Source organism: Labrys methylaminiphilus subsp. lupini (genome assembly GCF_051161885.1).
Classification (GTDB): domain Bacteria; phylum Pseudomonadota; class Alphaproteobacteria; order Rhizobiales; family Labraceae; genus Labrys.
The window spans coordinates 5,025,093-5,037,202 of sequence record NZ_JBMDIH010000001.1 but is presented as its reverse complement, the minus strand read 5'-3'; the positions used below and the strand labels follow the sequence as shown (position 1 = coordinate 5,037,202).

Here is a 12,110-nt window from a genome sequence, read left to right as displayed (position 1 = left end):
CCCGGCCACGACTTGCGATGCAGGTCGCGGCGGCAGCGCCACCGCCGCTGGCGCCGGGACGACGGAGCGATTGCTCCGCTTAAGGAGCGAGCCGAATTCAGTTGGCGTTGGCGCCGATCTCGTGGTCCCAGCGCTCCAGCAAGGCCTTTCGAGTCGCGGGATCGCCGAATTTCTTGAAATCGTAGTCGATCAGCTTGATGTCCTCGAAACGCGGGGCCTGGGGTGGCAGCTCGGCGTTCTTGTTGGAGGGAATCTGGAAGGACTTGGCATCCTTCATCAGCGACTGGATCTCCGGCTTCAGGGCCCAGTCATAGAATTTCTTGGCATTGTCGAGATTACGCGCGCCCTTGATGATGCTCATCGAGCCGATCTCGTAGCCGGTGCCCTCGCAAGGCGCCACCGCCTTGACCGGGAAGCCTTCGGCCGTCATCGTCACCGCGTCATGCATGAAGACGATGCCGACTGTGGTCTCGCCGCGCGCCGCCGCCTTCACTGGGGCCGAGCCCGACTTGGTATATTGCGAGACATTGGCATTGAGCTTGGCGAGATAGTCGAAGGCCTTGTCCTCGCCCATGATCTGCACCAGCGAGGCCAGCGCCGTATAGGCCGTGCCCGAGGAGTTGGGGTTGGCCATCTGGATCTCGCCCTTGTAGGAGGCATCGGCGAGATCGGCCCAGCAGCCCGGCGCCTTCAGCTTCTTCTGGACGAGGAGATCGGTGTTATAGCCCCAGCCGAGCGCCCCGGCATAGACGCCCACGGTGCGGTAGCCCGACTGCTCGGCCTGGCGCTTGGCCCAGTCCTGCAACTGATCGAGCGCCGGCGACTTGTATTCGAGAGTCAGGCCTTCCTGGGCGGCCTGAAGATGCGGGTCGCCGGTGCCGGCCCACCAGATATCCGTCTTGGGATTGGCGGCCTCGGCCCGGATCTTGGCATAGGTCTCGCCCGAGGACAGGCGCACCATGTTGACGCCGACGCCGCTATCCTTCTCGAACTTGTTCTTCAACAGTTCGCAGACGGCGACATCCGCCGCACAGATCAGGTTGAGCGATCCTTCGGCCTGGGCGGCGGCGGGCAGCATGGCCGCCATGACCACGGCGGCAGCGAGTGTTTTCTTCATGGGTTTCCTCCGGGCGGCATGCTGTTTTGCTTGTATTGCACACGTGTGCAAAAGCTGCATCAGCGAGATCATGCTGTCAATCAAGAATTCCATGCGAGAATTCACTGAGTGATCCACCCGAACTGGGTAAAACCAACAGCAGCGCTTGCACATGACTGCAAGGGCGTGCAACCTCCCTGTCAATGTTCGACTGGCTCCCGTCATGAAACCAGCCCGCTCCTTCGTCAGCGCCGAGGAAGTCGCCAGGCTGGCCGGCGTCTCCCGTTCCGCCGTGTCCCGCGCCTTCACGCCGGGGGCCAGCGTTTCCGAGGAGACGCGTAAACGCGTGATGGAGGCGGCCCAGAATCTGGGCTACCACGTCAATCATCTCGCCCGCGGCCTGATGCGCCAGCAGAGCGGCATCGTCTGCCTGATCGTCTCCGACGTCGACACGCCCTTCCAGTCGCGCCTCGCCCGGAACCTGATCGGCCGGCTGCAACAGACGGGCAAGGTCGCCATGGTGATCAATTCCTCCGGCTCGCCCGAGGCCGTGGCCGGCGCGGTGCGCCAGACCCTGAACTACCGGGCCGACGCCACGGTGGTGCTTTCGGGTACGCCGGACAGGGCCATCGCCCGCACCTGCCTCGACCACGGCCAGGAGCTGATCCTGATCAACCGGGACCAGGATTTCGACGAGGCGCACACCATCACGGTCGCCAACAAGGATGCAGCCCATCAAGCCGTGCTGGCCTTCCAGCGCGCAGGCTGCCGGCGGCTGGCCTGCGTCACCTCGCAAGCCGGCACGCCCAGCCTTACCGAACGCGAGAAGGCCTTTCTCGATGCAGCCCGCGAAGCCGGTTTCGAACCGATCCATTGGCACCAGGGCCGCACCAGCTATGAGGCCGGCGCCGAGGCTGCGCGCGCCTTGTTCACCCGGCAGGTCACGCCCGACGCGGCCTTCTGCATCAACGATCTCATGGCCTGCGGCTTCGTCGATGCCGCCCGCAAGGAGTTCGGCCTGCGCGTGCCGGAGGATCTGTGCGTCATCGGCTTCGACGACATCGAGCAGGCCGGCTGGCGGGCCTATGACCTCACCACCTTCGCCCAACCCATCGACCATATCGCCGACAAGGTCGCCGAACTGGTGCGCGACGGCGGCATGATCAGCCGCTCCGACGGCACGATCGGCCGGGGCACGCGAACCTGCCTCGACGTGCCCTTGATCTGGCGCGGCACGGTACGCATGCCCGACCTGTCGCGGCAAGAAGGCTGAAGCGTTTTACGATTTGGCGGAATCGCCAAGAATCGCAAAGACGCTCCAGCCAATCCGTAGGATTGGCTTGGAACCAAAGAGTGAGAGCAACAAGCGTTTCCGGCTAAACGCGCTTTGCTCTAGGGTCCCCGCCTCTTTTCCCGCGTTCAGAAAGCCAGGGGATTATCGGTCAGGGCTGCGCGGTCGGGAGCATCCAGGCGTGGCTCGTCGCAAAAGGCCGCGAACAGATCCTCGATGCCGCGCCGGTCGAGATCACGGCCGATCACCACGATACGGGTGCGCCAGTCAGGGCTCGGCCAGGCATCGAGACGTTCCGGCGGCGCGAACCAATGCTGGACGCCATGCAGGACCACCGGCCGCTCGGGATCGTCGGCAAGCCTCACCAGTGCCTTGAAGCGCAACAGGCCTTCGCCGAAACGTTCACGCAATTCATCGATGAAGGCAATGAAGCGGCCAGGCGTCAGGGTCTTGTCGGTCTCCAGCGTGAAGGAAGCGATTGAAGCGTCGTGGGCTGAAAAGAAGGGGCGCGTGACGACGGCAGATCCCACGCTTGGAAAGGGCACCTCGAGCAGTGCAGCAGCAGCTTCGGCATCCGGCATGAGGCTGATGGCAGCACGCGGATTGAGAGCCTGCAGCCTTCCCGTGAAGGTCGCGACGTCGCCGGCAAGGTCGGTCTTGCTGACCAGGATGCGGTCCGCCACGGCGAGTTGGGCGACGGCCTCGGCATGCTCGTCGAGCAGCGCTTCTCCCCTCAAGGCATCGGCGACCGCGATGACGCCGGCGAGGACATAGCCCGCCGCCGCCAGTTGCGGCGCCATCAAGGTCTGCAGCACGGGAGTGGGGTGGGCGAGGCCGGTCGTCTCGATCACCACGCGGGCGAAAGGCGGCAACTCGCCCGATGCGCGCCGCGCCGCGAGATCTGCCAGCGTGTCGAGGAGATCGCCGCGCAGGCTGCAGCACAGGCAGCCCGAGGATAGCAGCACCACGCCATCGCCCGATTTCTCGACCAGCAGGTGGTCGAGGCCGGCCTCGCCATATTCGTTGATCACCACGGCCGTGTCGGCCAAGGCAGGATCCTTCAAAAGGCGATTGAGCAGCGTCGTCTTGCCGGCGCCGAGAAAACCCGTGAGCACGAAGGCGGGGATGCGGGGCGGCGTCATGCCGATACGACCTTTCTGCGGCTTTCCATCAGTACCGACGCCACCACGGCGATGAGCACCAGCGTGCCGCCGCTGACCTGCCGGGCCGTCAGATGCTCGTCGAGCACCTGTGTCGCCAGCAGGATCGAGGCGACGGGCTCCGCGCAGAACACCAGGCCCAGCGCGGCCGGCGGCGTCAACCGGGCCGCCGTCAAATGGCACAGGAAGGCCAGGACGAACAGGCCGATATGCAGGCCGACCGGTACTCCCGCTTCCAATAGCACGGCCGGCGAGGCGAGCCTGCCGCTGGCGAGACAGGCCGCCAACGCGACCGGAATCAGGATCAGCTGCGTCCAGAATCCGGCAACTGCGGGATTGACGCCGCGCGTTGCCCGCGCGGCGCAGAAGAACTGCAGGGCGGCGGCTGCCGCCGCAATCAGGGCCAGCGCCACGCCCCGCCAATCCAGCGCGCCGAAATCGGCGCCGAGCGCGATCACGAGACCAACGAAGGCAAAGGCGAAGATGGCGAGGCGCGCCAGCGTCAATCGCTCGCCGTCCACCAGCGGGCTGATGACCAGGATGAGCAGCGGGTAGGTGTAATAGAGGATGGTGGCAATCCCCACCGGGATGAAGGCGACCGAGGAAATGTAACAAAGGCCGACGAAACTGGTGGCGATGCCTAAGCCGAAGACCGGCAGGCGCCACGGCCGGGCAACGGCCAGCGTGCCACCCTGGGCAAGGCCCAGACCGCCGAGCAGCGCCACAAGCAGAAAAGCCCGGTAGAACACCACCGTCGGCCCACTGGCGCCGGCTTCCGCAGCGAGCTTGGCATAGGGCACGTTGGCGCCATAGCACAGGGCCGCCAGCAGCCCGAGGCTCAATCCGGTCAGGATGGTATTGTTCGACATTGCGAGGCGATCCAGCGGAGGCTCCCGTCAATGCGGGTCGCGGTCAACCTCTAGGGTGGACCGGACCGAAAGCAAGAGCGGTCTCACCCCAATGCGGCCTGCCCAGGCAGAAAACGCTCCGGTTTGTCATAGCCGATCTTGACCGGCTATCCAGAAGCTGCCCCTACCCCTCGTGATGCACCTTGCGCTTGGGCGGTTTGGGCGGCGTCTTCGGCTTGCTCTCGGCCGCCTTCTTCAGGTTCTTGCGCCCCTTGTTGAGCTTGGGGTCGGTGAGCTGATCGGGCACCGCCAAGGGCTTGCCGGGATCGGCGTAACCGGCAGCCGTCACGCCCTTCTTGCCGGCGAGCTTGGTTGCCGGCTTGCCTTTCGCCGGCAGTTCTTTCGCAGGCTTGGGCGGCAGATCGGCGAGAATGGGCGTGTTGGGCAGGCTGTAGACCGGGCGCCGGGGCCCGAGATAGGGACCGACCGCAATCGGCGGCGCCGTCACCCAGCTCGCCAGCAACGGACTGGGCTCAGGCGCGGGTGCAGGCGCTCCGGGGCTGCCGGGCAGTACCTCGGCCGTATCGGCGCTCTCCGCCGCACCCGGACCGCCCTTCCTGGGCGAGCAGGCGATCTCACGAATATCGGCCGGACCTGGATAGGCCGAGGCCGGAAGCTGGGTGGCGAGCGGCGCCTTGCTGAAGAAGCCGCCACCCGAATTGGTGTAATTGGCCTCGAACAGCGCCACGGCCTGGTTGGTACGTACCTTCGGTGTAGGCGCCCCCATGACGACCGTGATCAGCTTGCGACCGTTGCGGGTGGCCGTCGCCACCACATTGAAGCCGGCCGCGCAGATGAAGCCCGTCTTCATGCCATCGGTACCGGGATAGCGGTAGACCAAGGCATTGTGGGTGCGCATGACCCGGTTGCCGGACTGGATGGTCTGGATCTGGAACAGCGAGGCATATTGCGGGAATTGCGTGATGATGGCATCCGCCATCACCGCCATGTCGCGTGCCGAGGTAATCTGGCGCGGATCGGGCAGGCCGTTGGGATTGACCCACTGGCTCTGGGCCATACCCAGCGCCCGCGAATTGGCGTTCATCTCGGCGGCGAAGGCATCCACCGAACCGGACACGCCCTCGGCCAGGGCCACGGCGATGTCATTGGCCGAATGCACAACCAGCATCTTGAGGGCATCGTCGATGGTAACCATCGTGCCGACCGGATAGCCCATCTTGGAGGGCGCCTGCCTGGCGGCGAGTGGCGAGATCGCGATCGGCGTGCCCAAGTCGACGCGTCCTGCCTTGATGGCCCTGAATACGGTGTAGGCCGTCATCAGCTTGGTGAGGGAGGCCGGATACCAGGGCCTGGTCGCATCCTGCTGCTGCAGCACCCTGCCGCTGGCGGCATCGACGACGATGGTGGGGTTCGCCATGGGATTGGCACGCGCAACGCCTGCCGCGAGTCCGAGGGCCAGGCCGACCACGAGCGTGGTGGCGATTGCGCGATTCGTAATACCCATCAGTTCCTCTTTCGGCTTCAGCGGCGGCGACACATCCACCTCAAGGGGGCATTTTAATGACCACCTGGAGCATTCGCGCGCCTGCATTGGCAGAGCGCCCAGTATCGCGGCAAAGCCTTAATGGATCAATGTGGGCGGGAGAGGATTGCAAAACACCCAATTCGAACCGGTAATACGCAGGCGCGGACATCGCAGCATGCGAGGACGTATTTGGTGTCGTTCCACTCGATTAAGCGCGAGCTTTATGATTGCCGGGCTTGACCCTGCAATCCGGACCCGGTCGAGAACTGGATGCCCGGGTCAGGCCCGGGCATGACAAAAGCCAGTGCCTTTATCTTTATAAATCAGACAAATGAGTACGCTAGGCGCCTTCACATGCAAGCATGCCGCCGTGACACCCGCGCTCCGGGGGTACCTTCTTGTTTCAGGCGTCCTGGCGCCGGAGCACGGCCTGCAGCACGTCCTTGACGCCGATGGCACCGACGAAGCGGTTCTCGTCGTCGAACAGAGCGACAGGGGCCGTGTTCGCCTTGTGCATCGCCAGCATCACTGTCTTGAGCGAGGTGCCGGGGCTGGCCCAATAGCAGGGACGCTCTTCTTCGGGCACCGGCTTTTCGCATTCGGAGCAATGCACCCAGGCGCCATGCACACCGTCACGCTCGGCTTCCACGACGTGGCCGCCGTCATCGAGACGGAAACGCGTGGTCTGACGGGTGTCGAGCCAGATCCAGCCATCTTCACCGCGATGAAGATCGCGGGCGTCCTGCATCACGTGCCAGGCGGTGAGCACGCTGAGCGGATTCACATTGGCGATGAATTCCTGGACATACTCGTTGGCCGGACGCAGCACGATATCCTCGGGCGGGCCCGACTGCACGATGCGCCCGCTTTCCAGAATGGTGATGGTGTTGCCGATCTTGAGCGCCTCCTCGAGATCGTGACTGACGAAGATGATGGTCTTCTTCAGCTCCTTCTGCAGCTGCAGCAATTCATCCTGCAGCTTGGTGCGGATCAGGGGGTCGAGCGCGGAGAAGGGCTCGTCCATCAAAAGGATCGGCGCCTCGGTGGCGAAGGCGCGGGCAAGGCCCACGCGCTGCTGCATGCCGCCGGACAGCTCATGGGCGAACTTCTTCTCCCATTGCTTGAGATGGACCAGTTCCAACTGCTTGTCGACCTTGGCCTTGCGCTCGGCCTCGGGCACGCCGGCAAGCTCCAGGCCGAAGCCGACATTCTCCGCCACGGTGCGCCAGGGCAGGAGGCCGAACTGCTGGAACACCATGGCGACGGAATGCTGGCGGACATGGCGCAGGGTCTGCTCGTTGCAGCTGACCACGTCGACCATCTTGTCGTCGGATTTTACCAGGACCTTGCCGCGCGTGACCTTGTTGAGGCCGTTGACCGCACGCATCAGGGTCGATTTGCCGGAGCCCGACAGGCCCATCAGCACGCTGATCTCGCCTTCCTGTACGGTGAGGTTGCCATCGGCACAGCCCAGCACCGAACCAGTCTTCTCCAGGATCTCCGCCCGGGTCGAGCCGGCATCGAGCAGCTTGATCGCTTCGGCCTGGCGCGATCCGAAGATGATATCGACATTCTTGAAATCGACGGCGACGCTCATCAGTGCGCTCCCTTCGTACGGCACAGGCGATCCAGCACGATCGCCAGGATAACGATGCAGGCCCCCGCTTCGAAGCCGCGCGGAATGTTGAACTGGCCCATGGCGCGCACGACGTCCACCCCGAGGCCTTCGGCGCCGACCAGGCCGGCAATGACGACCATCGACAGGCTGAGCATGATGCATTGGGTGACGCCGGCCATGATGGTGGGCATGGCATGCGGTAGCTCCACCTTCCACAAGAGCTGGCTCTTGGTGGAACCGAAGGATTCGCCGGCCTCCTTGAGCGCTGTCGGCGTGGAGGTGATGCCGAGATAGGTCAGGCGCACCGGCGCCGGCAGGGCGAAGATCAGCGTCGCGATAAGGCCCGGAGCAAAGCCGAGGCGGAACAGGGCGACCATCGGGATGAGGTAGACCAGGGTAGGCAGGGTCTGCATCATGTCGAGGATGGGATGCAGCACGGCGTAGAGCCTGGGCCGGTGCGCCGCCATTACGCCGAGGGGAATGCCGATGGCCATGGCGATGGCGGCCGACCACAGCACCAGCGAGACCGTCTTCATCGTGTTGGCCCAATAGCCCTGGTTCCAGATGAACAGGCAGCCCAGGAAGACGAACAGGCACAGGCCCCAGGAACGGTGCCGCCACCAAGCGAAGGCGAGGACGAGGAGGATAATGACGATTGGCGGCGGATATGTCAGGAGCACGGACGTGCCGCTGACCGTCTTTTCAATCCCGATACGAAGCGGATCGAACAGCCAGGTCGTGCAGTATTTCTGCAGAAACTCGATGACGAGCTGCATGAACTTCCCGAATGGCAGCTTCGTATCAGTCACCCAATCGAACATTCTTTCCCCCGCGCTATGCCCTGGGACATCGGGCTCCGCCGTGGCCCGACCACGACAGGTTCCGGCCGCCCCCTGCGTCATCATTGCTAGAGCAAAGCGCGTTTAGACGGAAACGCTTGTCTGCTCTAACTCTTTGGTTCGACGCGTCTTTGCGATTCTTGGCATAACCGCCAAAACGCAAAACGCTCCAGGCCAAAGCGCGTTCAAACAGAACCGCACTTTTGCTCCACCCCCCTGTTCGGGCGCGTCTTTGCGGTTCCCGGCCAGGCCGCCAAATCGCAAAACGCCATTGCCCCATAGAAAGCATGGTTTTGTCGAAGGCCGATCTTGCGTCGGCTCGGCTCGGCGATCCGGCGGGGCATTCCCCGCCGGGCTTTCACTCAGATTTAACTCGGAAGGGATGGCCGGCCTCAGAGGCCGAGGCTCTTCTTTACGGCATCGATGCCGGGCTGGCCGTCGAGGGTGGTCACGCCGGCAAGCCAGGCATCGAGCACACCCGGATTGGCCTTGAGGTATTTCTCGGCAGCAGCCTTACCTTCCATGCCGTCACCGGTGATCATCTGCATCACCTTGTTCTCGAGATCGACGTTGAATTTGAGGTTGGAGACGAACTTGCCGGCGTTGGGACATTCCTCGGCCCAACCCGCCCGCTCATTGGTATAGACCTTGGCTGCCCCGAAATTCGGGCCGAAGGTCTCGTCGCCGCCGGTCAGATACTGGATCTTGAAATTGACGTTCATCGGATGCGGCGCCCAGCCGAGGAAGACGATGTCCTCGCCGCGAGCGATGGAGCCCTGGACTTGGGCGAGCATGCCCTGTTCGGAGGACTCGACGAGTTGGAACTCCTTCAGGCCACTCTTGTTGCCGTCGATCAGGCTCTGCACCAACCGGTTGCCATCATTGCCGGGCTCGATGCCGTAGATCTTGCCCTGCAACTGCTCCTTGAACTTGGCGATGTCGCCGAAATCCTTCAGGCCCTTGTCATAGGTCGCCTGCGGCACCGCCAGCGTGTATTTGGCACCTTCCGGCAGATTGGCACCGGTTTCGACCACCGATTTGTCGGCGATATAGGCCTTGCGGTCATTCTCCATGCTCGGCTGCCAATTGCCGAGGAAAACGTCGATATCCTTGCTCTTCATCGAAGCATAGGTGACGGGGACGCTGAGGACCGTGGTCGTCGGGGTATAGCCGAGGCCTTCGAGGATGCGGGAGGCGATAGCCGTCGTCGAGGTGATGTCGGTCCAGCCCACATCCGCGAACTTCACCGTCTTGCAGGCTTCCGCATCGCCCGCGAAGGCAGCACCAGTGCCCAGGCCGATGGCCAGCGCGGCGCCCGCAATGATTCTACCAAGTCCCGTCATTTCATTTCTCCCGGAAAACACCGAAGGCCGAATCTGGGTTAACCCAGTTCGTCTTGTCTTTGTTAACCCCTCCCGGCCCCCAAGGGGACCGAACTCTTGCCACGGAGGCCTTCCCCTATGGCAATTCAGCACGAAAGACAGTGCTTGTCCCGTGAATTTACGGCGCTGGATGACACCGACGGCACGAAGCTACCCACCCGCGTCCAAGCCGATTTGCATCGATCCCGCAACGCTATGATATGGGCACTTTATTGATTGAACATATAATCAATTAAATCTGCATCCCGTGGATTTTGAATGCGCGCAAGCGACATTCTGTGTCACACCAGCGCCACTTTTCCGATCCGTGATGCAATGCAATATTCAAGCGATTTGCTTTTTCATTCGGCAGTCCCACAGCTGCCGCTCCCTGCCCGGCCCTCGTGAAGGACTCAACCCATGCTCAAGAACAAAGCTGCCGTCGTCACCGGCTCGACGTCGGGAATCGGCCTCGGCATCGCGCGCGCCCTGGCGCGCGATGGCGCCAACGTCATGCTCAACGGGCTGGGCGACGCCGCCGAGATCGAGAAGACCCGGGCTGGCATCGAGGCCGAGTTCGGCGTCAAGGCCCTGTTCTCGCCGGCCAATCTGATGGAACCGGCCGCGGTGAAAGGGCTGGTCGGCGCGGCCGAGGCCGCCTTCGGCGCGGTCGACATCCTGGTCAACAATGCCGGCATCCAGTTCGTCTCGCCGATCGACGAATTCCCCGACGACAAATGGGAGGCGATCATCCGCCTCAACCTGCTCGCCTCCTTCTACGCCATCAAGGCCGCCTTGCCGGGCATGAAGAAGAAGGGTTGGGGCCGCATCATCAACACCGCCTCGGCCCATTCGCTGGTCGCCTCCCCCTTCAAATCGGCCTATGTCGCTGCCAAGCACGGCATTGCCGGCCTGACCAAGACGGTGGCGCTGGAGGTGGCGCAGCAGAAGATCACCGTCAACGCCATCTCGCCCGGCTATGTCTGGACGCCGCTGGTCGAGGCGCAGATTCCCGACACCATGAAGGCGCGCAACATGACGGCCGAACAGGTCAAGAACGATGTGATGCTGGGAGGCCAGCCGACCAAGGAATTCGTCACCATCGACCAGGTCGCCTCCCTTGCCGTCTATCTGTGCTCGGATGCCGCGGCGAGCATCACTGGCGCCAACCTGTCGATGGACGGCGGCTGGACCGCGGCATGAGCCAGCCTCCCAAGACCTCCACCGCCAAACCCGTCAATCTGGCGCTGCAGGGCGGGGGAGCCCATGGTGCCTTCACCTGGGGCGTGCTCGATGCGTTGCTCGAGGACGGCCGCCTCGAGATCAAGGCCATCACCGGCACCAGCGCCGGGGCCATGAATGCGGTTGTCTTCGCCGAAGGCTATCTCGAAGGCGGGGCGCCGGGCGCCCGCCAGCAACTCGAGACCTTCTGGCGCGAGATCAGCCGCAAGGGCCGGCTGTCGCCGCTGCGGCGCCCACTGCTGGAGCGATTCATGGCCGGCTGGTCGCTGGAAGATTCGCCCGGCATGGCCCTGTTCGAGAATTGGAGCCGGCTGTTCAGCCCCTATGACACCAATCCGCTCAATCTCAATCCGCTGCGCGATTTCATCGCCGAGTTGATCTCCTTCGACAAGCTCAAGGCGAGCGAGGCGATCAAGCTGTTCGTCTCCGCAACCAATGTGCGCAGCGGTCATATCCGCATCTTCGAGAATGCCGAGCTGAACGCCGATGTGGTGATGGCTTCGGCCTGCCTGCCCCAGATCTTCCAGGCCGTCGAGATCGGCGGACAGGCCTATTGGGATGGCGGCTATCTCGGCAACCCGGCCCTGTTCCCGCTGCTCGACGACGGTACGCCCGATGACACCATCCTGGTGCAGATCAACCCGGTGCTGGTGCGCGAGGTGCCGCAGACAGCCGGCGCCATCGCCAATCGTCTCAACGAGATCACCTTCAACGCCTCCCTCGTCGGCGAATTGCGTGCCATCGCCATGATGCAGCGCCGTGCCCGGGGCGCCGACCGTTTCGGCGACATCCGCCTGCATCGCGTCGCGCTGAGCCCGAAGGAAGGGCTGAATGCCACCTCCAAGCTCAACACCGAATGGGATTTCCTGATCTTTCTGCGCGACCAGGGCCGCAGGGCGGGGAAGAGCTTCCTCACCCGACATTTCGATGCCATCGGCACGACGGCGACACTCGATCTCGAAGCCATGCTGGGCTGAGCGGAGGCGACGCCGCCTGCCCGGGACGCAGTCCTGACATGCCGGCCCGCCCCTTGATTTTGGGACGGAGTCCGGCACAATGCCGCCCATTCGCAGGCTTGAACACTGCGACCGAGGAGGCCACGCCCTCCC

The 12,110-nt window shown here is 63.7% G+C and carries 10 protein-coding genes; 3 read left to right on the top strand and 7 right to left on the bottom strand.

Going from position 1 to position 12,110, the window contains the following annotated elements; translation table 11 throughout:
• Window positions 1-97: 97 nt before the first annotated feature.
• Entirely contained in the window at window positions 98-1,117 is a 1,020-nt protein-coding gene (locus tag ACN6KF_RS23655) for an ABC transporter substrate-binding protein (protein ID WP_434959202.1), read from the bottom strand.
• 202 nt (window positions 1,118-1,319) lie between these two features.
• Between ACN6KF_RS23655 and ACN6KF_RS23650 the strand changes: the two genes are divergently transcribed.
• The gene (locus ACN6KF_RS23650) at window positions 1,320-2,369 is read left to right on the top strand and encodes a LacI family DNA-binding transcriptional regulator (protein ID WP_434959201.1); all 1,050 of its coding nucleotides are present in this window, start codon (window positions 1,320-1,322) and stop codon (window positions 2,367-2,369) included.
• 146 nt (window positions 2,370-2,515) lie between these two features.
• Here ACN6KF_RS23650 and ACN6KF_RS23645 read toward each other — a convergent pair whose 3' ends face one another.
• The 6 genes from ACN6KF_RS23645 to ACN6KF_RS23620 form a co-directional block, all read right to left on the bottom strand.
• Window positions 2,516-3,529, bottom strand: coding sequence for a CobW family GTP-binding protein (locus ACN6KF_RS23645; protein ID WP_434959200.1), 1,014 nt, complete (start codon window positions 3,527-3,529; stop codon window positions 2,516-2,518).
• On the bottom strand, window positions 3,526-4,416 hold the full coding sequence (locus ACN6KF_RS23640; RefSeq protein ID WP_434959199.1) for a DMT family transporter: 891 nt from the start codon (window positions 4,414-4,416) through the stop codon (window positions 3,526-3,528). The genes ACN6KF_RS23645 and ACN6KF_RS23640 overlap by 4 nt, the downstream gene beginning before the upstream one ends.
• Before the next feature lie 163 nt (window positions 4,417-4,579).
• The gene (locus tag ACN6KF_RS23635; RefSeq protein ID WP_434959198.1) at window positions 4,580-5,920 is read right to left on the bottom strand and encodes a D-alanyl-D-alanine carboxypeptidase family protein; all 1,341 of its coding nucleotides are present in this window, start codon (window positions 5,918-5,920) and stop codon (window positions 4,580-4,582) included.
• Between the two features lie 424 nt (window positions 5,921-6,344).
• Window positions 6,345-7,538, bottom strand: a complete 1,194-nt coding sequence (gene choV / locus ACN6KF_RS23630) for a choline ABC transporter ATP-binding protein (RefSeq protein ID WP_434959197.1) — start codon at window positions 7,536-7,538, stop codon at window positions 6,345-6,347.
• A complete protein-coding gene (choW, locus tag ACN6KF_RS23625; RefSeq protein ID WP_434959196.1) occupies window positions 7,538-8,380 on the bottom strand; it encodes a choline ABC transporter permease subunit in 843 nt (280 codons plus the stop codon). The genes choV and choW overlap by 1 nt, the downstream gene beginning before the upstream one ends.
• A gap of 410 nt (window positions 8,381-8,790) precedes the next feature.
• A complete protein-coding gene (locus ACN6KF_RS23620) occupies window positions 8,791-9,741 on the bottom strand; it encodes a choline ABC transporter substrate-binding protein (protein WP_434959195.1) in 951 nt (316 codons plus the stop codon).
• Window positions 9,742-10,179: 438 nt separating this feature from the next.
• Between ACN6KF_RS23620 and ACN6KF_RS23615 the strand changes: the two genes are divergently transcribed.
• Both ACN6KF_RS23615 and ACN6KF_RS23610 read left to right on the top strand, forming a co-directional pair.
• Window positions 10,180-10,962, top strand: coding sequence for a 3-hydroxybutyrate dehydrogenase (locus tag ACN6KF_RS23615; RefSeq protein WP_434959194.1), 783 nt, complete (start codon window positions 10,180-10,182; stop codon window positions 10,960-10,962).
• On the top strand, window positions 10,959-11,978 hold the full coding sequence (locus ACN6KF_RS23610; RefSeq protein WP_434959193.1) for a patatin-like phospholipase family protein: 1,020 nt from the start codon (window positions 10,959-10,961) through the stop codon (window positions 11,976-11,978). The genes ACN6KF_RS23615 and ACN6KF_RS23610 overlap by 4 nt, the downstream gene beginning before the upstream one ends.
• The last annotated feature ends 132 nt before the right edge of the window (window positions 11,979-12,110 follow it).